At 74.3% G+C, this 23,306-nt stretch carries 20 protein-coding genes, 2 tRNA genes and 1 pseudogene; 8 read left to right on the top strand and 15 right to left on the bottom strand.

What is annotated here, in order from left to right:
* Positions 1-126 precede the first annotated feature (126 nt).
* Positions 127-1,074, top strand: a complete 948-nt coding sequence (locus ACFPK1_RS24545) for an EamA family transporter (RefSeq protein WP_378023581.1) — start codon at positions 127-129, stop codon at positions 1,072-1,074.
* Between the two features lie 33 nt (positions 1,075-1,107).
* On the opposite strand, the gene ACFPK1_RS24550 is transcribed toward ACFPK1_RS24545, so the two are convergent.
* The 3 genes from ACFPK1_RS24550 to ACFPK1_RS24560 form a co-directional block, all read right to left on the bottom strand.
* Complete coding sequence (locus ACFPK1_RS24550) at positions 1,108-1,905, bottom strand: alpha/beta fold hydrolase (RefSeq protein ID WP_378023582.1); 798 nt, start codon at positions 1,903-1,905, stop codon at positions 1,108-1,110.
* 60 nt (positions 1,906-1,965) lie between these two features.
* A tRNA-Glu gene (locus ACFPK1_RS24555) sits at positions 1,966-2,038 on the bottom strand.
* Positions 2,039-2,086: 48 nt separating this feature from the next.
* Positions 2,087-2,158: transfer RNA gene (locus tag ACFPK1_RS24560), tRNA-Gln, on the bottom strand.
* Positions 2,159-2,335: 177 nt separating this feature from the next.
* Between ACFPK1_RS24560 and ileS the strand changes: the two genes are divergently transcribed.
* The 4 genes from ileS to ACFPK1_RS24580 all read left to right on the top strand — a co-directional run bounded on the left by ileS (position 2,336) and on the right by ACFPK1_RS24580 (position 8,964).
* Positions 2,336-5,491 (top strand): isoleucine--tRNA ligase, encoded by a 3,156-nt coding sequence (ileS, locus tag ACFPK1_RS24565; RefSeq protein ID WP_378023583.1) that lies wholly within the window; start codon positions 2,336-2,338, stop codon positions 5,489-5,491.
* Between the two features lie 148 nt (positions 5,492-5,639).
* Complete coding sequence (locus tag ACFPK1_RS24570) at positions 5,640-6,302, top strand: hypothetical protein (protein ID WP_378023584.1); 663 nt, start codon at positions 5,640-5,642, stop codon at positions 6,300-6,302.
* 127 nt (positions 6,303-6,429) lie between these two features.
* Positions 6,430-8,151 (top strand): LamG-like jellyroll fold domain-containing protein, encoded by a 1,722-nt coding sequence (locus tag ACFPK1_RS24575; RefSeq protein WP_378023585.1) that lies wholly within the window; start codon positions 6,430-6,432, stop codon positions 8,149-8,151.
* 18 nt (positions 8,152-8,169) lie between these two features.
* Positions 8,170-8,964, top strand: a complete 795-nt coding sequence (locus ACFPK1_RS24580; RefSeq protein WP_378023586.1) for a class I SAM-dependent methyltransferase — start codon at positions 8,170-8,172, stop codon at positions 8,962-8,964.
* A 1-nt stretch (position 8,965) separates the two neighbouring features.
* Here the strand turns inward: ACFPK1_RS24580 and ACFPK1_RS24585 are convergent, their stop codons facing one another.
* The 9 genes and pseudogenes from ACFPK1_RS24585 to ACFPK1_RS24625 form a co-directional block, all read right to left on the bottom strand.
* Entirely contained in the window at positions 8,966-9,358 is a 393-nt protein-coding gene (locus tag ACFPK1_RS24585; protein ID WP_378023701.1) for an ABC transporter permease, read from the bottom strand.
* Between the two features lie 70 nt (positions 9,359-9,428).
* Positions 9,429-10,187: pseudogene (locus ACFPK1_RS24590) on the bottom strand (ABC transporter substrate-binding protein); the annotation flags it as partial.
* A 121-nt stretch (positions 10,188-10,308) separates the two neighbouring features.
* Positions 10,309-11,301, bottom strand: a complete 993-nt coding sequence (locus ACFPK1_RS24595) for a LysR family transcriptional regulator (protein ID WP_378023587.1) — start codon at positions 11,299-11,301, stop codon at positions 10,309-10,311.
* Positions 11,302-11,362: 61 nt separating this feature from the next.
* Entirely contained in the window at positions 11,363-12,196 is an 834-nt protein-coding gene (locus ACFPK1_RS24600; protein ID WP_378023588.1) for an alpha/beta fold hydrolase, read from the bottom strand.
* Positions 12,193-13,260, bottom strand: a complete 1,068-nt coding sequence (locus ACFPK1_RS24605; protein ID WP_378023589.1) for an amidohydrolase family protein — start codon at positions 13,258-13,260, stop codon at positions 12,193-12,195. Before ACFPK1_RS24605 ends, ACFPK1_RS24600 begins: the two co-directional genes overlap by 4 nt.
* Complete coding sequence (locus ACFPK1_RS24610; protein ID WP_378023590.1) at positions 13,257-14,357, bottom strand: amidohydrolase family protein; 1,101 nt, start codon at positions 14,355-14,357, stop codon at positions 13,257-13,259. Before ACFPK1_RS24610 ends, ACFPK1_RS24605 begins: the two co-directional genes overlap by 4 nt.
* A complete protein-coding gene (locus ACFPK1_RS24615) occupies positions 14,354-14,791 on the bottom strand; it encodes a Rieske (2Fe-2S) protein (RefSeq protein WP_378023591.1) in 438 nt (145 codons plus the stop codon). Before ACFPK1_RS24615 ends, ACFPK1_RS24610 begins: the two co-directional genes overlap by 4 nt.
* Before the next feature lie 60 nt (positions 14,792-14,851).
* Positions 14,852-16,165 carry an MFS transporter gene (locus ACFPK1_RS24620; protein ID WP_378023592.1) on the bottom strand — a complete coding sequence of 438 codons (1,314 nt, stop codon included), beginning with the start codon at positions 16,163-16,165 and terminating at the stop codon, positions 14,852-14,854.
* 47 nt (positions 16,166-16,212) lie between these two features.
* Positions 16,213-17,388, bottom strand: coding sequence for a CaiB/BaiF CoA transferase family protein (locus ACFPK1_RS24625; RefSeq protein ID WP_378023593.1), 1,176 nt, complete (start codon positions 17,386-17,388; stop codon positions 16,213-16,215).
* A 197-nt stretch (positions 17,389-17,585) separates the two neighbouring features.
* Here ACFPK1_RS24625 and ACFPK1_RS24630 point away from each other — a divergent pair, with 197 nt between their 5' ends.
* The 3 genes from ACFPK1_RS24630 to ACFPK1_RS24640 are packed head-to-tail and all read left to right on the top strand — an operon-like array spanning position 17,586 to position 19,811.
* Positions 17,586-18,272: a DUF4397 domain-containing protein gene (locus ACFPK1_RS24630; RefSeq protein WP_378023594.1), complete on the top strand. Its 687-nt coding sequence runs from the start codon at positions 17,586-17,588 to the stop codon at positions 18,270-18,272.
* Positions 18,260-19,048, top strand: a complete 789-nt coding sequence (locus tag ACFPK1_RS24635) for a class F sortase (RefSeq protein WP_378023595.1) — start codon at positions 18,260-18,262, stop codon at positions 19,046-19,048. Before ACFPK1_RS24630 ends, ACFPK1_RS24635 begins: the two co-directional genes overlap by 13 nt.
* A gap of 13 nt (positions 19,049-19,061) precedes the next feature.
* On the top strand, positions 19,062-19,811 hold the full coding sequence (locus ACFPK1_RS24640) for an AIM24 family protein (protein WP_378023596.1): 750 nt from the start codon (positions 19,062-19,064) through the stop codon (positions 19,809-19,811).
* A gap of 9 nt (positions 19,812-19,820) precedes the next feature.
* On the opposite strand, the gene lysS is transcribed toward ACFPK1_RS24640, so the two are convergent.
* From lysS to ACFPK1_RS24655, 3 genes are read right to left on the bottom strand one after another with little or no spacing between them, the layout of a single operon-like run.
* Complete coding sequence (gene lysS / locus ACFPK1_RS24645) at positions 19,821-21,479, bottom strand: lysine--tRNA ligase (RefSeq protein WP_378023597.1); 1,659 nt, start codon at positions 21,477-21,479, stop codon at positions 19,821-19,823.
* 31 nt (positions 21,480-21,510) lie between these two features.
* Positions 21,511-22,311: a fumarylacetoacetate hydrolase family protein gene (locus tag ACFPK1_RS24650; RefSeq protein WP_378023598.1), complete on the bottom strand. Its 801-nt coding sequence runs from the start codon at positions 22,309-22,311 to the stop codon at positions 21,511-21,513.
* A gap of 11 nt (positions 22,312-22,322) precedes the next feature.
* Positions 22,323-23,258 (bottom strand): hypothetical protein, encoded by a 936-nt coding sequence (locus ACFPK1_RS24655; protein WP_378023599.1) that lies wholly within the window; start codon positions 23,256-23,258, stop codon positions 22,323-22,325.
* Positions 23,259-23,306: the final 48 nt, after the last annotated feature.

The following is a 23,306-nucleotide window of genomic DNA, read 5'->3' on the forward strand; positions in this document are numbered from 1 at the left end:
GGTCGCGGGGAGCGCCCCACGCTAGGAGCGGGCCATCCATCAGCACCAATACCGGAAAGACGGGGAAGGCATCAGCGATCCGTGATGGGTTGCCCGGCGCCGCCCCAGCTGCTCTGATCATCGACCGTGCGCGCCGACCGACCACGGGCCCGCACCGCGCCCGGCCTCGCGATCGCGCTGCTCTCGGGCTTCTCCTTCGGCCTCGCCGGCCCGTTCGCCGCCGCGCTGCTGGCCACCGGCTGGTCGCCGCTCGCGGTCGTGCTGGGCCGGCTCGGCGGCGCCGCGCTCCTGCTCGTCGTGCCGCTGGCGGTGATGGCCGCGCGCGGTCGTTACCTGCGGCGACGCCACCTGCGCCCCGTCGTCGTGTACGGCGTCGTCCCGCTGGCCGGCGCCCAGGTCTGCTACTTCAGCGCGGTCGGGCACCTCTCGGTCGGCGTGGCGCTGCTGATCGAGTACACCGCCCCGGTCCTGCTGCTCGCCTGGACCTGGGCGCGCACCGCCGCCCGGCCCCGGCCCGCGACGCTGCTCGGCGCGGCCCTCGCGATCGCCGGCCTCGGGCTCGTCCTCGACGTCGGGCGCGGCGCCGACGTCGACGTCGTCGGCGTGCTCTGGGGGCTGGGCGCCGCGGTGTGCCTCGCGGCGTACTTCCGCCTGTCCGCCGACGCCGGCGGGGACGACGGCCCGCCCGCCCTCGTGCTCACCGCCGGCGGTGCGCTCGTCGGCAGCGCCGTCGTCGTGCTCGTCGGGCTGGTCGGCCTGCTGCCCCTCGAGGCGACCACGGCCCCGATCGACCTCGCCGGCTGGACCGCGCCGTGGTGGGTCGGCGTGGTGCTCGTCGCCGCCCTCTCGACCGCGCTGGCCTACCTGACGGGCATCGCCGCCGTCGGGCGCCTCGGGTCCCGGCTCGCGTCGTTCGTCGGGCTGAGCGAGGTGCTCTTCGCCGTGCTCGGGGCCTGGTGGCTCGTCGCCCAGGAGCCGACGGCCACCCAGGTCGCGGGCGGCGTGCTCGTCGTCGCGGCGATCGCGCTGATCCGGTGGGCGGAGCCGCCGGACGCGCCCGCCACGACCGGCTGAGGACCCGTGTCCCGCAGGACACGGGTCGAGCACCTACCCGCCGGCCGGCGCGAGCCCCGTCAGCACCTCCACCAGCCGCGCGGGCCAGAGCTGGATGCCGACGTGCGAGGTGGGCACGTCGACGACGGTGAACGGCTGCGCCAGCGCGGCGTCGGCCTCGGCGACGAAGCGGTCCTGCAGCTCCGGCAGCAGCGCCCGGTCCCGCGAGAGGCGCACGTAGGTGTGCGGCAGCAGGCCCCAGGCGCCCGGGTCGACGCGCACGGCGTCCTCGTCGATCGCGAGCGCCTCGCGGACGTCCATCGAGGCCAGGACCGCACGCAGCTCGGCGCGCGTCCCGTCGGCGAGCAGGGCGTCCTGGAGGGCGTCGAGGGCGACCGGGTCGGTGGTGTGGAGGTCGACGCGCAGCTCGCCGACCTCCGCGGGGTCGGCGGTGACCAGGCTCGGCGCCAGCAGGTCGAGCGCCGACGGGCCCGTCTCGGCCAGGTAGGTCGACGGCCCGGCGGCCACGCAGCACCACGCGGAGACGTAGACGACGTGGGCGAGCAGCTCGGGCACGGCGTTCGCCACCGCGGTGACCGTCATCCCGCCGCGGCTGTGGCCCACGAGCACGACCGGGCCGTGCTCCCGCGCCGCGCGCACGACCCCGGTCACGGCCGCCACGTCGTCGGCGGTCGAGAGGCCGGCCATGCCGGTGGGGCGCGCGTCCAGCCCGTGGCCGGGCAGGTCGACGGCGACGGCGCGGTGGCCGGCCAGCGCGAGCGCGCGCGCCACCGGACCCCAGTGGGCGGCGGTGGCGAACGCGCCGTGGACGAGCACATAGGTGGTCGGCACGGTGCACCCCCGGTGACGACGAACGCGGTGCACCGTGACCGGTGCACCGCGCTCGTGGTGTAGCCCCGAGGGGATTCGAACCCCCGCTACCGCCTTGAGAGGGCGGCGTCCTAGGCCGCTAGACGACGGGGCCCTAGGAGAACGGCGCCGAGCCTAGATCACGCTCAGCCACCGCTCGCAGCTGGGGTACCAGGACTCGAACCTAGAACAACTGAACCAGAATCAGCCGTGTTGCCAATTACACCATACCCCATGGCAGTCACCGAGCGTGACGAGAACGCCCTGCCCGATGACGGAGACCAGTCTAGGACATGCTCGCGCGCCGGTTCGACACCCCCCGGAGCGTGCCCGGACCCGCAGGTCAGAACCGCCCTGCGCTCCCCGGTAACCTGGGTGAGTTCGGCTGCCGCACCACCAGGAAGATCGAGACGTGAGCTCATCGCCGTCCCCCGGTCCCGCGGGCAAGCCCGCGTTCGCTCCCCTCCCCGCGAGCGTGGACCTGCCCGCGATCGAGCGCGAGGTCCTGGCCCGCTGGGCCGACCGCGACGTGTTCCGTCGCAGCCTCGAGCGCACTGCGGACGGCGAGCCGTGGATCTTCTACGAGGGCCCGCCGACGGCCAACGGCCAGCCGGGCACCCACCACGTCGAGGCCCGCGCGTTCAAGGACCTCTTCCCGCGGTTCAAGACGATGCGCGGCTACCACGTCCCGCGCCGCGCCGGCTGGGACTGCCACGGCCTGCCCGTCGAGCTCGCCGTCGAGAAGGAGCTCGGCTTCACCGGCAAGGCCGACATCGAGACCTACGGCATCGCCGAGTTCAACGCGGCGTGCAGGGAGTCGGCGCTGCGCAACGTCTCGGCGTTCGCCGCGATGACCGAGCGCATGGGCTACTGGGTCGATCTCGACGAGGCCTACCTGACGATGGCCCCGCGCTACGTCGAGAGCGTCTGGTGGTCGCTCAAGAAGATCTTCGACGACGGCCTGCTCGTCGAGGACCACCGCGTCACCCCCTACTGCCCGCGCGACGAGACGCCGCTGTCCGACCACGAGGTGGCGCTGGGCTACGAGGACGACGTCGACCCCTCGGTCTACGTGCGCTTCCCGCTCACCGACGGGCCCTGGGCCGGCGCCGACCTCCTGGTCTGGACGACGACCCCGTGGACGCTGCCGTCGAACACCGCGGTCGCCGTGGCCCGCGACATCGCCTACGTGCGCGCGATCACCGCCGACGGTGACGACCTCGTCGTCGCCGAGGACCTCCTGTCGGTGCTGGGCGAGGGCGCGACCGTCACCGACCGCGCCACCGGCGCCGACCTGCTCGGCAGCCACTACCGCCGCCCGCTCGACCTCATCGACGCCGAGCGCTTCGGGGACGCCCACCGCGTCGTGCACGGCGACCACGTCACCACCGACGCCGGCACCGGCCTCGTGCACATGGCCCCCGCGTTCGGCGCCGAGGACCACCTCGTGGCCAAGGCCGAGGGCCTCGAGATGGTCAACCCGATCGGGCCCGACGGGCACTTCCACGCCGACGTCCCGCTCATCGGCGGGATGTTCTTCAAGGGCGCCGACCCGACGCTGGTCGAGGAGCTGCGCGCCCGGGGCGTGCTGTGGCGCTCGGAGTCCTACGAGCACTCCTATCCGCACTGCTGGCGCTGCCACACGCCGCTGATCTACTACGCGCTGCCCTCGTGGTTCATCCGCACCACCGAGATCCGCGACCGGCTGGTCGAGGAGAACGAGCGGACGAACTGGTACCCGCCGCACATCAAGCACGGCCGCTACGGCGGGTGGCTCGAGAACAACGTCGACTGGGCGCTCTCGCGCAACCGCTACTGGGGCACGCCGCTGCCGATCTGGCGCAACGACGCCGACCCGTCGGAGATGGTGTGCGTCGGCTCGCTCGCCGAGCTCGGTGAGTACGTGGGCCAGGACCTCGCCGAGCTCGACCCGCACCGCCCCTACGTCGACGACGTCACCTTCCCGGCGCCGAGCGGGACCGGCACGATGCGCCGCGTCACCGACGTCATCGACGTCTGGTACGACTCGGGCGCGATGCCCTTCGCCCAGTGGGGCGCGCCGCACCACCACGAGGCCGACTTCGAGCAGGCCTACCCCGCGCAGTACATCTGCGAGGCGATCGACCAGACCCGCGGCTGGTTCTACTCGCTGATGGCCGTGGGCACGCTGGTGTTCGACCGGTCGTCCTACGAGAACGTCGTGTGCCTGGGCCTGCTGCTCGACGAGCAGGGCCGCAAGATGTCGAAGCACCTGGGCAACGTGCTCGACCCGTTCGAGCTCTTCGACTCCCACGGCGCCGACGCCGTGCGCTGGCTGATGCTGGCCCAGGGCTCGCCGTGGGTCGACCGCCGCGTCGGGCACGAGGCGCTGCGCGAGATCGTCCGCAAGATCCTGCTGACGTACTGGAACACCGCGTCGTTCCTCGTCACGTACGCCAACGCGGCGGGGTGGACGCCGTCGGGCGGGCCCGTCTCCAGCGACCACCCCATGGACCGCTGGGTCCTGGGCGAGCTGGCCACCTGCGTCCGCGAGGTCACCCGCGCGCTCGACGACTTCGACTCCTCGAGCGCCGGCCGCGCGATCTCGGGGTTCGTCGACGAGCTGTCGAACTGGTACGTGCGCCGCTCGCGCCGCCGCTTCTGGGCGGGCGAGCCGACGGCCCTGAGCACGCTGCACACCTGCGTCGAGACGCTCTCGCGGCTCATGGCGCCGTTCACGCCGTTCGCCACCGACTACCTGTGGACGCTCCTGCAGGGCGACGTCGTGGAGGGGGCGCCCGAGTCGGTGCACCTCGCCGACTGGCCCGAGCTCGACGACGCGGCGATCGATCCCGGCCTCGCCGAGCGGATGGCGCTCGTGCAGCGCATCGTCGAGCTCGGCCGCTCGACGCGCGCGGCCAGCGGGGTGCGCACGCGCCAGCCGCTGTCGCGCGCCGTCGTCGCCGCACCCGGCTTCGCGGCCCTCGACTCCGACGACCAGGGCAGGGCCCTGCTCGCCGAGATCGCCGAGGAGCTCAACGTCGGCCGGGTCGAGGCCGCCGGCTCGGACCTCGTCGAGGTCACCGTGAAGCCCAACTTCCGCGCGCTGGGCAAGCGGTTCGCCAAGCAGACCCCGGTGGTCGCGGAGGCCGTCAAGGCCTCCACCGCGGCCCCGGTCGACGGGGCGCTGACGGTGGTCGTGGACGGCGAGGAGATCACGCTGTCCGGCGACGAGATCGTCGTGGAGGAGACGCCGCGCGAGGGCTGGGCGGTCCGGTCGGAGAGCGGCCTGTCGGTCGGGCTCGACACCGAGCTCACCGATGAGCTGCGCGCCGCCGGGCTCGCCCGCGACGTCGTGCGCGTCGTCCAGGAGGCCCGCAAGACCCGGGGCCTCGAGGTCTCCGACCGCATCGCGCTGACCTGGGCCGCCGAGCGTGCCGACGTCGCCGACGCGGTGCGCGCGCACGCCGGCACGATCGCCGAGGAGGTCCTCGCGGTGTCGATGACCGAGGGCGCCGTCAACGGTGAGGCGGCGGCCCGCTCCGACGACCTCGCGCTCGCCGTCGCGATCACCCCCACGGAGGCCTGACGGGCGCGTCCGCGCGCGACACGCCGAACACTCCGTCACTCATGGGGCTATTCGGCTTAAGACATAGCGCCGTGCGTCCGTTGGCCAGGACGCACGGTGGGATGCGCCCACCGAGCAGCAGTCGTCATCGCTCGGAAGGTGAACCCGCATGCCCGCGTCCCCCCAGCAGCGCCGGTTCATCCGGCTGATCGTCGCGGCCGGCCTCGTCGGCGCGCTGATGATGTCCCTGGCGATGACCAACACGTTCGCGGCCTTCGTCGCGACGATCACCAACACCAACGACACCGCCGCCGCGGGATCGCTGATCCTGCAGGAGACGGGGCCGGCGGGGAGCACCACGGCCGCATGCACCAGCACCGACGGCGGCGGCGTCAGCACCAACTCCGCCACCTGCGCGACGTACAACAAGTACGGCGGCAGCACCACGATGGTGCCCTCGAACGCCACCGGGACCACGAACAACGTCGTCACCACGGTGAACTTCCGGAACACCGGCACGCTGCCGGCGACGGCCTTCACCATGGCCTTCGGTCCCTGCACCCAGCCCACCGCGCCTGTCGGCGCCGGCTCGGCCACCGACTTCTGCACCAAGCTGCACGTCAAGGTCACGTCGGGCGCGACGGTGGTCCAGCCCGACACGGTCGCCTCGGCTCTGGCGGGGACGAACGTCAACCTCCCCGCGGCCCTGGTCCCGACGCCCGGCGGTACCGCGATCCCGCTGACCTTCACCGTCTACCTGGACCAGTCGGCGGGCAACACCTACCAGGGGCTGTCGGCCTCGCAGCCGATCACCTGGACCCTCACGAGCTGAGCGCCGGTACCGAGTGGGCACACGCCTCCCCGACACCGACGTCGATCCCGACGCGGTGACGGCTCCCCTTCCGCTGCCGCTCCCCCTGCAGTCCCCGCCCCGGCGACCGACCTCGATCGTGCCGGGGGTGCTCGTCGTCCTCGCCGTCACGGCCGTCGTCGTGGCCGTCTTCGGCGCCGCACTGGCCTGGCACCTCACCGGGGGGCGCTGGCAGATCATCACCACGCCGTCGATGGGCACGGCCGCGCCGGTGGGCTCGGTGGTGCTGACACGACCGACCGACACCCCGGTCATCGGGGACATCCTCACGTTCACGCCGCCGGCGCCCGAACGGGCCCGCTCGGTGACCCACCGCATCGTCGCGGTCGAGCCCGGTCCGACGGGCACGGGACTCAAGACGCGCGGCGACATCAACGGCGGGGTCGACCCGTGGACGCTCCACGCGGCGGACCTCACCGGCCGCGTCGTCCTCGTCCTGCCCGGTGTCGGCTGGCTCGTGCGGGCCCTGCCGGCGCTCATCGCCGGGATCGTCCTGCTGTGGTGGGCCACGAGGCGGTGGCTGCCGTGGTTCTGGACGGTGCCGACGCGGGTGCTCGGCCTGTCGATCCTGCTCGCCGCGGTCAGCCTCTGGCTGCGCCCGTTCGTCGGGACGACGACGCTCGGGACGTCCGCGGTCGGGGGCGACGCGCAGATCACCCTCGTCTCGACCGGCGTGCTTCCGACGCGGGTCACCGCCGACACCGGCGGCGAGCTCGACCTGGTCAGCGGGCAGACCGGCCTGCTGATCACCCCGCGGCCCCCGCAGACGAACGGCAACGTCCTGACCAGCGGCGTGCACATGCCCTGGTGGCTGTGGATCGTCATGACCGCGTTCTGGCTGCTGCCGATGGTCTACGGCCTGGTCGCGGCCCGGCGCCACCCGCTCGGCGACGGCACCGGTCCGGGCGACACGGATCCGGACGCCCCGCAGCCCGCTCCCCCCGGGAGCCGGCCGGGCGGCGGGGCGACGGTCGTCGGCACGGCGCTCGCCCTCGTGCTGACGCTGACGGCGTCGCCGAGCACCGCGGCCTTCACCGCGCGGGTGGCCAACGCGGCGAACACCACGACGGCGAGCCCGTACTTCACGTGTCTCGGCGCGACGGCGGGCTTCGGCAGCACCTTCGTCGCCTGGCCCCTCGACGACGCGAACGTGGCCAACCTGGCGACCGCCCGCTCGCTGACCGGCGGGACCACCGGCACCTACAACGGCCTGCTCGGCTTCACCACCGCCGCCACCAAGCCGTGCTCGCGCGACACCCCGGCCCGCGCGACGACGTTCAACGGCTCGGCGGTCCTCACACCGTATGTCGCCACCACCGCGACGACCGCGATCGCGAGCACCAACGTCTTCTCGCTGGTCGGGTGGTTCCGGACGAGCACCACCCTCGGCGGCCGGATGATCGGCTGGGGGAGCGCCCGGACCGGGCTCACCGGCGGCGGCTACGACCGGCACCTCTACATGACCAACTCGGGGCAGCTGGTCTTCGGCGTCTACCCGAACGCCACGAGGACGATCACCAGCCCCAACGCCTACAACGACGACCAGTGGCACCTCGCCGTCGCGACGCTCTCGCCCGCGGGGATGGTGCTCTACGTCGACGGCGTCGCGGTCGCCGCCGACCCGACGACCACCACCGCCGAGGGCGGCACGACCCGCACGGGGTACTGGCGCCTGGGCTGGGACAACCTCGCGGGCTGGCCGGCCGCGCCGACGACCTACGCCTGGGCGGGCAGCATGTACGACACCGCCGTGATGACGAGCGCGCTCACCGCCGCGCAGGTCGCGCAGCTCTACCGCTCCGGCACCTAGGCGTCGACACTGCAGCTCATGGCCGTGACGACCCACGACTGGACCGTCGTCGACGAGGGCTGGGGCCGCCGGGCCGTGGACTTCGCGACGCTGTCGGAGCCCAGCAACTGCCGCGAGTACGTCGCGATCCACCACGCGCTCGGCGTCGACGCCGGCGACCGGCTCCTCGACGTGGCCTGCGGCTCCGGGCTCGCCCTGGAGCTGGCCGCCCTGCGCGGGGCGACGTGCGCGGGCATCGACGCCTCCGAGCGGCTGGTCGCCGTGGCCCGCGACCGCAACCCGGACGCCGACGTGCGGGTGGGCGACATGCACGCCCTGCCCTGGCCCGACGGGAACTTCGACGTCGTCACCAGCTTCCGGGGCATCTGGGGCACCACGCCCGAGGCCCTCGCCGAGGTCCACCGGGTGCTCGCGCCCGGCGGCCGCCTCGGCCTGACCGTGTGGGGGCACATCAAGATCTCGCCCGGCGCCTGGGCCCTCTCCCCCTTCCGCCTGGCCGAGGCACCGGCGGTGGCCAACCAGGCGGCGATGGTGGCGCTGGGCCGGCCGGGCGCGGGCGAGGAGCTGCTCGCCTCCCACGGGTTCACCGACGTCCGGCGGGTGTCGCCGCGCTTCGCCTGGGAGTTCGCCGACCCGCACGCCTTCGCCCGGACGCTCGCCTCCACCGGCCCGGCCTGGGAGGCGATCCGGGCCGTGGGCGAGGAGGCGTTCCACGACGCCGCCGTCCGCGCCGCCGAGCAGCAGGTCCGCGACGGCCTCCCGCTGCGCGCCGAGATCGACCTGGCGGGCTACCTCGCCCGCAAGCCCGCCTGAGTCACGCGAACTCCTTCTCGCTCACCGACTCGTGCCACGGGATGACCAGGCGCTTGGCCAGGTTCACCGCGAAGAAGAGCACGGAGCCGACGGCGGCGAGCAGCACGATGACGGCGAACAGCGCGGGGGCGTCGAGGGCGTTGAGGCTCGAGACCACGAGGAACCCGAGGCCCTCGTTGCCGCCGAGGTACTCCCCCACGATCGCGCCGATCACCGAGAAGACGATCGCGACCTCCATGCCCGCGAAGACGTAGGGCAGCGTGCTCGGCAGCTCCAGGTTGCGGAACGTCGACCACCGGCTCGCGCCGAGCCCGCGCATGACGTCGCGGTGCCCGCGGTCGACCGAGCGCACGCCGAGCAGGACGTTGAGCAGGATCGGGAAGAACGCCAGGATCGCCGTCGCCGGTGGGGTCGGCGAGCACCGCGTTCACCGCCGAGCGGATGCCGCGCAGGTAGCGGGTCATGAGGTCGCGGCTGCGCGGGTCGTCCAGCTGGGGGCGCGAGGTGGCGTAGAGCTGGGCACCGCTCGCGATGACGTCGGCCGGGTTGAACACGACCGCGTCGGGGCGCTGGAGCCGCAGCTGCTCGGAGGTGTCGAGCGAGGCGACGTAGGCGGCGATGCGCCCCTGCGCCACGAGGTCGAACACGCCCGGCGCGAGCCCGACCACCTGGCGCTGCACGCTCGCGGGGTCGACGCCGCCGCGGGCCAGCACGAGGTCGAGCGTGGTCTCGCTGGTGCCGCCCTGCGAGGGGAGCCCGATCGTCTTCCCGGCGAAGTCGGCCGGCGTGCGGATGGGCGCGCTCGCCGCGGACACCATCCGCACGGTGACCTGCTGCAGCATCGTGCTGACGTTCACCAGCGGGGCGTTGCGCTCGCCGACGGCGATCATCGTCTCGATGTCGCCGATGCGGGACACCAGCGCGCTGCCCGCGATCAGCGTCTGGATGGCCTGCGCCGAGCCACGGGTGGTCTGGAACTGCACGTCGAGGCCCTCGCGGGCGAAGTGCCCGCCCGCGGCGGCGACCAGCTCCGGGGTGAACGACAGGGTCTCCAGCGGCAGCACGTTGAGGAACGTGACGCGCTCGCCGGACCCGCCTGCCCCCGACGAGCAGGCGGGCACGACGACCGCGGCGGCCCCGACCGCGGCGGCGAGCCCGGCCCGGTGCAGGAAACGACGGCGCGACAGCCCCGGCGTCGAACTGATCGGGAACGACGTCGTCACCCGAGCCTCCTCGTGGCATCGTGGCGGCGCGTCCCGGAATGGATCCGACGCCGGCCGCGTGGAAAATCACACTACGAACGCTTTCGCGCCGGCGGCCAATCAGTAGTTCGAATTGACGTCATCATCGGGGTGTATGGCTCGCCGCCGTGATCGCTCCGTGATCGGGGGTCGGGATCTCGGGCGCGTCCCGGGCCGCCTGCCGGATGACGCCGCGCAGCCACCGGTGCGCCGGGTCGTCGTCGAGCCGTTGGTGCCACCAGAGGCACTCGACGATCTCGGGCGGGTCGCCGGGGCACGGCACGATGCGCAGGTCCGGACGGTCGGCGAACGTCGCCGCCAGGCGCCGCTGCATGACCGCGACCCGGTCGGTGCCGGCCACGAAGTAGGGCGTGGCCCGGTAGCTGTCGACGCGCACGGCGACGTGCGGGCGCCGCGAGAGCCGCGCCAGGAGCGGGGTCAGCGGGTAGCTGGCCGGATAGCCGCCGTCGGGGTGGTGCGGCACGACCCAGGGCAGCGCCTCGAGGTCGGCCAGGCCGAAGCCGTCCGCGGCGGGGTTGTCGCGGTCGAGCACGCACACCCACCGGTCGCGGAAGAGCTCGAGGTCGCGGATCCCCGCCGTGCGCAACGCCTGCGTCGGGGCCGAGAGGATCCCGTCGATCACCCGCAGGGTGTCCAGCGGGTCGGCCGGCAGCGCCTCGTTGACCAGCTTGACGTGCAGCCGCGTGCCCGGCGCGGCCCGGTGCATCGTGCGCGACAGGGTCTCCCCGAGGGCACAGACGACGTAGTCGGGCATGAGCAGCGTGAACTCGCGCCGCGAGTCGTCGGCGCGGAAGTCGCCGGTGGTGACGAACAGCGCCTCGAGCCCCTCGCAGACCGGCTCGACCTGCCCGGCGAGCTGCTCGGCCAGCGGGGAGAGCACGAACTGCGCGCCGTTGCGCACGAGCAGCTCGTCGGAGAAGTGGCGGCGCAGGCGCAGCAGGGCCGCGCTCGCGGCGGGCTGCGTGACCCCGATCCGCTCGGCGGCCCGGGTGACGTTGCGCTCGCGGAGCAGCTCCCGCAGGAAGACCACGAGGTTGAGGTCGAGGTTGGCCAGCGACGCGCGGGGGCGGCTCATGGGTGATTCTGTTGGTGGGCCGACCGCCGGCGTCAACGGTCGTTCCCGGAGTCCGAGAAGCTCAGGGGGCGAGAAGGTTCCGCAGCTCGTCCAACGTCTCGCCGGGCCGTTCCTCGGCCGGATGGTGGCCGCAGTCGAGCGCACGCCCGGTCGCGGCCGGGGCCCAGCGCCGCCAGGTCCCGAGCACGTCGGGCGCCCGGCCCAGCGGCCCCGAGGCACCCCAGAGCACCAGGGTCGGGCACCCGATCCCGCGGCGGCCGCGGTCGGCCTCGTCGTCGGCGGCGTCGACCGTCGCGGCGGCGCGGTAGTCGGCGCACATGGCCGCGACGACCTCGGGGCGGCGCCACGCGTCGCGGTGCGGGACCGGGTCGGGCACGTACCGGGCGAAGAACGCGTCGGGGTCGGCCAGGATCATCCGCTCCGGGACACCGCCGGGCTGGGCGAGGAAGAACCAGTGCCAGGCCGCCAGCGCGAACGCCGCGTCGACGCCCGCGAACACGTCGCCGGTGGGCAGGACGTCGAGCACCGCGAGCGCCGTGACGGCGTCGGGGTGGTCGAGGGCGAGGCGGTAGGCGCAGCGCGCGCCGCGGTCGTGGCCGACGACGGCGAAGCGCTCGTGGCCCAGGGCGGCCATCACCGCGAGCTGGTCGCGGGCCATCGCGCGCTTGTCGAAGCGCGCGCCGGGCGGGGCCGTGCTCGCCCCGTAGCCGCGCAGGTCGGCGGCGACGACGGTGTGGTCGCGGGCCAGGTCGGGGGCGACGGCGTGCCACATCGCCGAGGTCTGCGGCCACCCGTGCAGCAGCAGCACCGGCGGCCCCGACCCCGCTTCGTGCACCCGGATCCGCACGCCCGGCTCGGTCTCGACGTCCCGGGCCGCGAACCCCGGCAGGGTCACAGCCCGTACCACGCGACGGCGTTGTCGCGGGTCACCGCCGTCCGCTCATCGTCGGTCAGCGCGTCGAGCAGCCACTGCCCGCCGGGGCCGTGGTCGTGGGGGTGGTCGCTCGCCCACAGCAGCGGGTCGGTGCCGCCGAGGAGCTCGAGCACCTCGCGGATCCGCGCCGGGTCGGCCGGCAACGCCGCCGGGGCCGTGGTGAACCGCACGTGCTCGCGGACGATCTGCGACGGGCGCCCGGCGACCCACGGCACCTCGCGCCACACGCCCTTCCAGTCCTTGTCGAAGCGCCACAGCAGCGCGGGCAGCCACGAGAAGCCGCACTCCAGGAACGTCACCCGCAGGTCGGGCACCGCGGCGAAGGCGCCCTCGGTGACGAGGCTGGTGAGCTGGGCCTGAGCGGCCACCTGGGAGTTGGTGAGGTAGTCCTCGATGTAGGTGTGGGTCAGCCCCGACGGGGTCCCCGCGTGCCCGACGCGACCCCACGCGTGCAGGCCGACGACCAGCCCGTGCTCCGCGGCGGCCTGCAGGACGGGCCGGTGGCGCACGTTGCCCCACGGCGCGTCGGTGCGCACCGGGAGCAGCACACCGACGACGCCGGGGTGCCCCCCGACCCGCTCGATCTCGGCGACGGCCGCCCCGGTGTCCAGGCTCGGCACGACGATGCTCGCGCGCAGGCGCGGGTCGTGGGCGAGCCAGTGCTCGAGCAGCCAGTCGTTGACCGCGCGGGTCAGGGCCGCCTCGTAGTACGGGTTGCGGTTGACGGGGAACGCGCTGGTGCAGCTCAGCACGGCCGTCGCCAGCCCGGCCGGGTCGAGCAGCGCGTCGCGCAGGGCGTCGACGGTGCCCGCGGCCGGCAGCAGGCCCGCGGCGCGCGCCTCGGGGGTCGCGCTGGTCGGCGCGAGGGGCGGGTAGGCGCCGGCCTGGCTCGGCGAGAGCGAGACGCCGCCGTCGACGACGTAGCCGCGCCAGTAGTCGTCGAAGTAGCCGGTGAGCACGTCGAGGTGCGCCGGCGCGACGTGCACGTCGGCGTCGACCGCGCCGGTGAGCACCGGGGCGCTCACGCGCTCCCCCGGACCGGCAGGCCGTAGAGGCGGCACGCGTTCGCGCCCATCACCGTGTCGCGGATGGCGGCCGGGAACGCCCGCGGCGCGTGGCGCGGCGAGTCGAAGTCCCAGTGCGGGTAGTCCGAGGCGAACAGGATGCGGTCGTCCATGTCGAGGTGGCGCAGCGCGATCTCGAGGTGGTGCGGGTCCTCGGGCTCCTCGATCGGCTGCGTGGTGAACCAGACCCGCTCGCGCACGATCTCCGACGGCGGCCGCGTCAGGCGCGGGACGTCCTCGCGCAGCGCCGCCCACGCCTGGTCGAGCGACCAGAGCAGCGGCCCGGCCCAGGCGATCCCGCCCTCGACGAGCACGAGCTGCAGGGACGGGAACTCCTCGAAGACGCCCTCGAGCAGGAAGCTCGTCAGCACCGCCGCCATGGTGTTGCCGTTCCAGACGTGCTCCTCGAGGTAGAACGACGGCCAGCCCGCCGAGCGGTGCTGCGCGAGCCCGCCGGTGTGCACGGCGATCGGGCGGCCGGCCTCCTGCGCCGCGGCGAAGATCGGCCAGTAGTTGCGGCGCCCGAGGGAGAGCTCGGTACCGGTCGAGAGCAGCACCTGGACGAACCCGGGGTCGTCGGCACGGCGCCGGATCTCGGCGGCGGCCAGGTCGGGCGCCTCGTGCGGGACGGCGATCGAGCTGCGCAGCCGCGGCTCGGGGTCGAGCCACTCCTCGCGCAGCCAGGAGTTGAGCGCGCCGCACAGCGCCGCCGCGTAGTCGGGCGCCTCGACACCCCAGCTGTGGCCCTGCAGCGGGATGAGGATGCCGTGGTCGACGTCGAACTCGTCGAGCAGCTGGCTGCGGACCATCCCGAGGTCGCTGCCGGGGAAGCCGCCGGGCGGCCAGGCATCGGTGCGGAACCCGGCGTTGCGCACCCGCGGGTAGATCTCCGGCGGCGCGAGCACGCGGCTGCCGAACATCTCCCAGCGCCGGCGGTGCGCGGGCGCGAGCCGGGCCGCGATCTGCGGGGCGAGCGCGTGCGGGTGGATGTCGGCGTCGACCAGCGTGCGGGCCGTCCGGCGGGCGGCCGGCGCGGTGGCGGTCTGGGTGATCGTCATGCGGATTCCTCCCCGCGGGTCGCGGTGTCCACCACGACCCAGGCGTCCTCGACGTGCACCGGGTACGTCTCGACCACGTACGGACCGGGTTCCCTGTCGATCTCGCGGGCGCCCACCGACACCCCGTAGGTGCGGACCGGCGCCTCGCCCGGGCCCAGGAACGACTGCCCGGTCGCGAGGTCGTACTCCCAGCCGTGCCAGGGGCACGCCACGAGGGCGTGGTCGCCGTCGACGCGGACCTCGCCGGGCCGCGTCGAGCGCACCCACGGCGCGGTGCGCCCGAGGCAGAGCGGCCCGCCCTGGTGGGGGCAGTGGTTGTTCAGGGCGTAGAAGCGGTCACCGACGCGGAACACGCCGATCGACCGCCGGCCCTCCTCGACGATGCGACGCTCCCCCGGCGGGAACTCGTCGAGCCGTGACACCGGAATCCGCACGTCACCGATCGTAGGAATGGCATCGGCGGACGGAGAAACTGCGATCGGGAATGACCGACATCAATTGGGCTGATGCCGCGCCGCACCGGCGCGCACCGTCTCCGTGCGCCCCGAACCCTCGCGCAGGCCGAACACGGCGAGCAGCGTCAGCAGCGAGAGGGCCGCGACGTAGAGCGCGATCGGCGTCGACGACCCGGTGGCGCCGAACAGCGCGGTGGCGACGATCGGCGTCACGGCGCCGCCGACCATGCCGCCGACCTGGTAGGCGATCGAGATGCCGCTGTAGCGCACGCGCACCGGGAAGATCTCGCTGAACAGCCCGCCCTGCGCGCCGGCCATGATCCCCTGGACCACGGCGGCCACCGCGAAGGCCAGCCCCGCGAGAGCCGCCGACCCCGTGTTGACCAGCGCGAACATCGGCAGCGGCCAGAGCACCGCCGTGATCGCCCCGGCGACGTACACGGGGCGCGAGCCGATGCGGTCGGACAGCACCGCCGCCCCGACGATCGTCGCGACCCAGACGACGGTCGACAGCATGATCAGGGTGAGCAGGGTGGTGCGCTCGTAGTCGAGCACGGTGGTGCCGTAGCTCAGCATGTAGACGATCACCGTGTAGCCGATCGCGGGCGGCGCGATCGAGGCGAGGCTCGCGAGCACGAGCACCTTCGGGTGCCGGCGCACCAGCTCGGCGACGGGCACCGTGCTCGTCTCCCGGTTGCGCTTCACCGCCTCGAACTCCGGCGCGTCCTGCAGGCGGCTGCGCACGACGAACCCGACCACCACGAGCACCACCGAGAGCAGGAACGGGATGCGCCAGCCCCACGACCGGAACGCCTCGTCGGGCAGCCCGGCGACCGCGAGGAAGGCGAGGTTGGAGGTGAGCACGCCGATCGGGACGCCGAACTGCGCGAAGCTCCCGTAGACCGCGCGCTGGCGGCTGGTGGCGTGCTCGGTGGCGATGAGCACCGCGCCGCCCCACTCCCCGCCGACGCCGAAGCCCTGCAGCAGGCGCAGCAGCACGAGCAGCAGCGGGGCGCCGATGCCGATCGCCGCGTACGTCGGCAGCAGGCCGATCAGCGCCGTCGCGCCGCCGGTGAGCAGCAGGGTGAGCACGAGCATGGCCTTGCGGCCGAGGCGGTCGCCGTAGTGCCCGATCACCGCGGCGCCGAGCGGGCGGGCGATGAAGCCGACCGCGAAGGTGCCGAACGCGGCGAGGGTGCCCGCCACCGAGGAGAACTGCGGGAAGAAGAGGCTCCCGAACACCAGCGCCGCGGCGGTGCCGAAGATGTAGTAGTCGTACCACTCGATCGACGTGCCGACGAAGCTCGCGGTGAAGATGCTCCGGCGCGACGGTGCTGTGCTCGGTCCGGCCATGGGGTGGCAGGGAAGTGCACCGGCGCGGCGAGGACAACCCGGCCGCGTCAGGTCTTCCGGAACTCGGAAAGCACGGCGTCGGTGTGCTCGCCGACGTCGGGGATCGGGCCCATGCGCAGCGGGCGCCCGGTCCCCCCGCTGCCGAGCCCGATCGGCGGGACGAGGGCGGGCACCTCGCCGCCCGGGGACCGGACGGTGCGCCACCGGTCGCGGGCGAGGTGCTGGGGGTGGGTGAGCACGCCCTCGTCGCCGACGAGGTCGCGCCGGCGGGCGTGGGCGATGTGGGCGCGCACCAGCCGGGCGACCGCCTCCTCGCCGTCGAGCCCGCCCAGCACCCCGTCGATGACCGCGTGCAGGTCGGCGCGGTGCTCGACGCGCGCCGAGCCGGTGGCGAAGCGCTCGTCGGTGGCCACCGCCTCGTCGCCCAGGACCTCCGCGCAGAACCGCGCCCACTCGCGCTCGTTCTGGATCGCGAGGACGACCTCGGTGCCGTCGCCCGCGGTGAACGTCCCGTACGGGGCGATCGCGGGGTGCGAGGTGCCCGCCCGCTGCGGGGCGCGGCCGGCGCCGGCGGCGTAGGTCAGCGGGAAGCCCATCCATTCGCTCAGGGAGTCGAAGAGGCTGACCTCGAGCGCCGTCCCCTCCCCCGTGCGCTCCCGCTCGTAGAGCGCGGCGAGGATCCCCGAGAACGCGTACATCCCGGCGCCGATGTCGGCCGCGGGGATGCCCGCCTTCGCGGGGTGCTCGGGCGTCCCGGTCATCGTCACCAGCCCGGCCTCGGCCTGGATGAGCAGGTCGTAGGCCTTGGCGTCGCGGTACGGGCCGGCCGAGCCGTAACCCGAGATGCTGCAGTGCACGAGCCGCGGGTGCACCCGGCGCAGTTCCTCGGCGCCGAGCCCGAGGCGCTCCGCGGCCCCGGGCGCGAAGTTCTGCACGAACACGTCGGCGTGCGCCAGGATCCGCCGCAGGTCCGCGAGCGCGTCCGGGTCCTTGAGGTCGAGCGTCACGCTCTCCTTGCCGCGGTTGAGCCAGACGAAGTGGCTGGACAGCCCGCCGACCACCGTGTCGTAGTCGCGCGCGAAGTCCCCGCGCCCCGGCCGCTCGACCTTGATGACGCGGGCGCCGAGGTCGGCGAGGTGGCGCGTGGCCAGCGGCGCGGCGACCGCCTGCTCGCAGGCCACGACCAGGACACCGTCGAGCGGGAGAGCCGGGGAGTCGGGCATGCCGCTGATCGTGCCCGTCCCGTCGCATCCCCGCGCGGTACCGCTCGTTGTGAGCGACGTCGTCTCGATCATGCGAACCACATCCCCCCGTTCGGTCGAACGCATCGGGGGCGGGGCGGAGATCGGGCACGGCGAGCAGCAGGGGACGGCGGATGCGACCACGGACGGGGTCACGGATGGGGCGGACGGTCGGGCGGGTGGTCGGACCGCTGGTCGGTCGGCGGGCGGGGACGGCCGCACTCGCGCTCACCACGACGGCGCTCGCGATCGGCGGGACGGGCGTGCTGGCCCAGGCCGGGGTGGTGTCGCTGGCCGTCGCACCCTCGTCGCAGTCGGCGCCGACCGGGCAGGGCCTGCTGCGCGTCGCGCACCTCTCGCCCTCGACCGGTGCGGTGGACATGTACGCCGAGGGGCCGGGGCTGCCCCTGACCAAGGTCGCCGGGAGCGTGTCGTACCGCGGGCTCACCGACTACCTCCCGGCCGCGCCGGGCGTCTACACGCTGCAGGCGCGCCCCGCCGGCGCCGCCGCCACCACCGCGCCCGCGCTCACCGCGAGCGTCGCCGTCACCGCGGGCTCCGCGCAGACCGCCGCGTTCGTCGACGTCGGCCCGAACGCCGCGCCGCAGGCGGAGCTCCTCAGCGACCGGACGACCGCGCCCCCGGCCGGCTCGGCGCTCGTGCGCGTGATCTCCGCGGCCGCCGGGGTGGGCGCCGTCGACGTCACCGCCCGCGGCGGCGGCCCGCTCGCCGACGACGTCTTCTACGGCGCCGCCTCGGACTACGCCACCGTCGACGCGCGGACCTGGACGATGGACGTCACCACCAGCTCGGGGCAGTCGACGCAGGTCACGCTGCCCGTCGGGAGTCGTCGGTGGGCTCCGTGATCGTCACCCGCGACCCGCAGGGCGCGCTCGCGGTCACCGCGGTGCCCGACGGCGCCGCATCGCCGTCCGCTCCCGCCGACCCCACCACGACGGCGGGTCCCACCCCGACGTCGAGCGCCGGGCCGCCGTCGAGCCCGCCGGCCACCACCGGTCCGGCGCCCACGGCGACGCCGTCCCCGACGACCACCGCCCCGACGCCCGCGCCGCGCCGGACCCCCAGCGGCGGCGTGCCCGCGGGCTACGGCGGGCTCGCCGGGGCGTCGGCGCCGTTCGCCGCCCCGGCGGCGGCCCCGATGCCCGTCGTCGCGCCGCCGGTCTCGTCCCGCACGGCGCTGCGCCCGACCGGCCTGTCGGTGCCCGCGGCCGGTGTCGCCGCGGGGCACCTCAGCGACCTCGGCGTCGAGCGCCGGGGCGGCACCCTCCAGGTGCCCGCCGGCCCCCAGGACGTCGGCTGGTTCACCGAGGGCTCGGTACCCGGGCAGGCCGGGCCCGCCGTCGTCGTCGGGCACGTCGACTCGTGGCAGGGCCCCGGGGTGTTCTCGCGGCTGCGCGAGCTGCGCGCCGGCGACACCGTCGACGTCCCGCGCAGCGACGGCACGGTGGCGCACTTCGTCGTCGACTCGGTCGAGCAGTTCGGCAAGGACACCTTCCCGACCGACCGCGTCTACGGCCCGACCGCCGGCCCCGCGCTGCGCCTGGTCACCTGCGGCGGGCCGTTCGACCCCGCCACCCGCTCGTACGTCGACAACGTCGTCGTCTTCGCCTCGCCGCGCTGACACACTCCCGGGCGTGCGCAGCAACCTCTTCGCCCCGGAGAACCAGGAGCAGGAGTCGGCCCAGCCGGGCCTGCGCCTGCAGAACTCGAAGATGCTCAAGGTCGAGCTCGCCGGCGAGTGCCTCGCCCGGCAGGGGTCGATGGTCGCCTTCCAGGGCGACGTCCGCTTCGAGGCGCTGGGCTCGGGCGGGATCGGCGGCTTTCTCAAGAAGCAGCTCACCGGCGAGGGCGTGCCGCTGATGAAGGTCAGCGGCCGCGGGGACGTCTTCCTGGCCGACGCGGCCCAGGACGTCCACCTCATCGACCTCGAGGGCCCGCACGACGCGCTGTCGATCAACGGCAAGAACGTGCTGGCCTTCGAGCCGACGCTCTCCTACGACATCCAGATGGTCTCGGGCGCCGGGACGATGTCGGGCGCGGGCCTGTTCAACTGCGTGTTCTCCGGCCGTGGGCGCCTCGCGATCACGTGCAAGGGCACGCCGGTCGTCCTCAACGTCGACCAGCCGACCTTCGCCGACCCGCAGGCCGCCGTCGCGTGGTCGGCCGGGCTGCAGGTCGGGGTGCACCGCGCCGACCAGATCGGGCTCGGCACGCTGTTCGGGCGCACCACCGGCGAGGCGTTCACGATGACCTTCGGCGGCCACGGCTTCGTCATCGTCCAGCCCTCCGAGGAGGTGCCGGTCGGCGGCGTCGGCGGCCAGGGCGGCGGCGAGCAGGCCGGCCAGAGCGGTGTCGGCGGGGTGCTGGGCAGCTTCCTGCGCTGACGCGCGGGGTCAGCCCCCGAGCAGGTGGCGCACGCGCTCGGGGCCGGCGGCCAGCAGCAGCGTGGGCAGGCGCGGGCCGGTGTCGGCGCCCACGAGCAGCTGGTAGACGACCACGAAGAAGCGGCGCTGGGCGGCCTTGAGCTCGTCGGTCGGCTTGACGTCCAGCGGCAGGCCGGCCTGCTTCTTGGGCACGCCGTAGACCAGCGTCGTCAGGCCGTCGAGCGACCAGTCGTCGGTGAGGTGGTCGCGCAGCATGGCGACGGCCTCGGACTCCTGGTCGCCGAGCGAGGCGAGCAGCGCGGTGTCGGGCTCCTCGCGCAGGCGGGTGTGGGCCTCGTCGGGCATGTAGGTCTCGACCCACGCGGTGGCGCGGTCGAGGCGCGGCCGGGCCCCCTCGGGCGTCGCGCCCAGGCCAGCGAGGATGCGCTCGAGCTGGGCGGGGTCGCCCGCGGTGACGTCGACGACCGACGCCAGCGTCCGGTACGCCACCGGCTCGGGGGTCCGGGTCAGCTCGCGCTCGGCGGTGGTCACCGCGCGGACGTGGCCGGTGGTCTCGATGCCGCCCGCGGTGCCCGCGGCGACCTTGCGCTCGAGGGCGTCCCACTCGTCGTAGAGGCGGTGGATCTCCTGGTCGAACGCGACCTTGATGGCCTGGTTGGGCCGGCGGCGCGCGAACTGCCAGCGCAGGACGGGCACCTCGAGGATCTCCAGGGCGTCGCCCGGCGTCGGCACCGAGCCGCGCGAGCTGGACATCTTCGCCTGCCCGGTGATCCCGACGAACGCGTACATCGGCCCGATCGGCTGCCGGCCGCCGAACACCTCGTCGACGATCAGCCCGCCGACCTGGTACGACGACCCGGGCGAGGAGTGGTCGACCCCCGAGGGCTCGAAGTGCACGCCCTCGTAGGCCCAGCGCATCGGCCAGTCGACCTTCCACACGAGCTTGCCGCGGGTGAACTCGCGCAGCGGCACCGTCTCGGTGAACCCGCACGCGCACGTGTAGGTCATCTCAGTGGAGTCGTCGTCGTAGGCGGTGATCGTGGTGTCGTCGCGCCCGCAGCCCCCGCAGTAGGGCTTGAAGGGGTAGTACTCCCGGCCCCCGGCCCCGTCCTGGCCTGCGCCGTCCTCGTCGTCGTTCTCGGGGGCGCCCTTCTTCTTCGTCCGGAACCGGCCGAGGATGCCGTCGATCCGCGCGCGCTCGCGCATGGCCAGCAGGACCTGGTCGCGGTAGGCGCCCGAGGTGTACATCCCGGTCTGGCTGATGCCGCGGAAGGGCACGCCGAGGTCGGCCAGCGCGGCGATCATCGGCGCCTTGAAGTGCTCGGCCCAGTTCGCGAACGGGCTGCCGAACGGGGCCGGGACCTCGGAGAGCGGCTTGCCGATGTGCTCTTCCCACGCCGGGTCCACCCCGGCGGGCACGCGGCGGAAGCGGTCGTAGTCGTCCCACGAGACGAGGTGCTCGCAGTCGTGGCCGCGGCGGCGGATCTCGTCGGCGACGAGGTGCGGGGTCATGACCTCGCGCAGGTTGCCCAGGTGGATCGGGCCCGACGGGGACAGCCCCGAGGCGCAGACGATCCTCGTGCCCGGCCCGGCCCGCTCGACGACCTCGTCGGCCATCGTCGACACCCAGTCCGGCTCCGGTGCCCCGGCCGTCTCCACCACCTGCACGTGCCCCTTCAGGAGTTCGGTCCGGGCCAGTCTACGAGCGCTCGCGCGCCTGGACCGGGTTGGTGAGCGTGCCGATGCCCTCGACGGTGACGCTGACCTGCTGGCCCGCCGCCATCGGGCCGACGCCGGCCGGGGTGCCGGTGAGGATCACGTCGCCGGGCAGCAGCGTCATCACCCGCGAGATGTAGGCGATGAGCTCGTCGACCGGGTGCAGCAGCAGGTGGGTGCGCGAGTCCTGGCGGACCTCGCCGTCCAGCTCGGTGCGGACCGCGAGGTCCGACGGGTCGACCGTCGTCTCGATCCACGGCCCCAGCGGGCAGAACGAGTCGAAGCCCTTGGCGCGCGTCCACTGCCCGTCGGCCTGCTGCAGGTCGCGGGCCGTGACGTCGTTGGCGACGGTGTAGCCGAGGACGACGTCGCGCGCGCGGGCCTCGGGGACGTCGCGGCACGGCATCCCGATGACGACGGCGAGCTCGCCCTCGTAGTCGACGCGCTGCGAGTCCGGCGGCAGCAGGATCGGCAGGCCGGGCCCGATGACGCTGGTCGAGGGCTTCATGAAGATCAGCGGGGCCGGCGGGGCCTCGCCGCCCATCTCGTCGACGTGCGCGGCGTAGTTCTTGCCGATGCAGACGACCTTGGTGGGCAGGATCGGCGCGAGCACCCGGACGTCGGCGAGCGGCCACGTCCGGCCGGTGAAGGTCGGGTCGCCGAAGGGGTGCTCGGCGATCTCGGCGCACACGTCCCCGGCCCCGGGCTCCCCGCCCGCCGTGGTCGGCGACTGCAGCGCGGCGAACGAGACTCCGTCGGCGTGGGCGATCCGGGCGAGGCGCACGGCCGCCGACCCTATCCCGCGGCGACCGGTTCCTCCTCGTGGACCCACGTCCAGCGCTCGTGGTCAGGGGCGCCGAGCTCGGCGTTGAGGCGGTCGACGTCGACGGTGGGCGTGGCGATCCAGACCCCCTGGTCGACCCACAGCCACGCGAGACGGCCGGGCGCCGCGCGGGCGACCGCGGCGTGGAGGACGGTGCTCAGGTACGTGGGGTGCCCGGGGTACTCGACCTCCCGGACCTCGTCGCCGAGGCGCAGGCGCAGGTGGTGCCGTCCGTCGTCGCCGATCGCGGCGTGCTCGAGGTGGACGGCCGGCTCGTTCCCCAGGAGGCGCGCGAGGTCGTCGACCTGATCGCGCAGGGTGTCGACGAACTGCTCGGTGTGACCGTCGTGGAAGGCGAGGTGCGCGAGGTGGGGCTCGGGGTCGAACCCGGGGTGCCAGAAGTCGGCCTCCCCGATCGCGCCGAGCACCGACCCGGCGGTCGGCGGCTCGCCGGCGTCGGCGACGGCCTCGGCGATCGCGTCGACGTCCGGGGTGCGCGCGAGCACCCCGGCCTCGCCGAGCACCCGCAGCAACCGCGTCGTCTCCGCCCGCCCCTCCGCCGACAGCTCCGGCACCGCGACCGGCGGGGGCGCGGGCGTCGCCGTGGGCGTCGCCGTGGGCGTGGTCCGGGGAGCTCCAGCCTGGCGGCCACGCTGGCGTTCAACGTCAGGAAAGGCCCCACGATCTTGCGTTCGTGCCGGGGTCGCCCGGGCCCGTCGCACGCTGCGCCACGCCATCGTGCCCAGCACCCCGAGGCCGAGCGCGGCCAGGACGAACGGGAACGCGCGATCGAACACCGTGCGGTCCGCGCCGTCGGCGGTCACACCGAGGACGACGAAGTACAGCGCGATGCCGACCCCGCCGATCAGCTCGACCGCGGCGACGACGAGATCGGCCCGGCGTGTCACGTCAGCGAGCCTGTGGCGATCCTGGCGTCACACGCCAGGAAAGCCGCA

Origin of the sequence: Actinomycetospora rhizophila (assembly GCF_042657905.1) — a bacterium.
In the GTDB taxonomy this organism is placed as follows: domain Bacteria; phylum Actinomycetota; class Actinomycetes; order Mycobacteriales; family Pseudonocardiaceae; genus Actinomycetospora; species Actinomycetospora rhizophila.

What these genes read in the sequence shown, in the direction of transcription:
- ACFPK1_RS24570 (WP_378023584.1), top strand. Translation starts at nt 5,640, where the DNA reads ATGCCCGCGTCCCCCCAGCAGCGCCGGTTCATCCGGCTGATCGTCGCG.
- ACFPK1_RS24625 (WP_378023593.1), bottom strand. Translation starts at nt 17,388, where the DNA reads ATGCCCGACTCCCCGGCTCTCCCGCTCGACGGTGTCCTGGTCGTGGCC.
- ACFPK1_RS24595 (WP_378023587.1), bottom strand. Translation starts at nt 11,301, where the DNA reads ATGAGCCGCCCCCGCGCGTCGCTGGCCAACCTCGACCTCAACCTCGTG.
- ACFPK1_RS24610 (WP_378023590.1), bottom strand. Translation starts at nt 14,357, where the DNA reads ATGACGATCACCCAGACCGCCACCGCGCCGGCCGCCCGCCGGACGGCC.
- ACFPK1_RS24580 (WP_378023586.1), top strand. Translation starts at nt 8,170, where the DNA reads ATGGCCGTGACGACCCACGACTGGACCGTCGTCGACGAGGGCTGGGGC.
- ACFPK1_RS24620 (WP_378023592.1), bottom strand. Translation starts at nt 16,165, where the DNA reads ATGGCCGGACCGAGCACAGCACCGTCGCGCCGGAGCATCTTCACCGCG.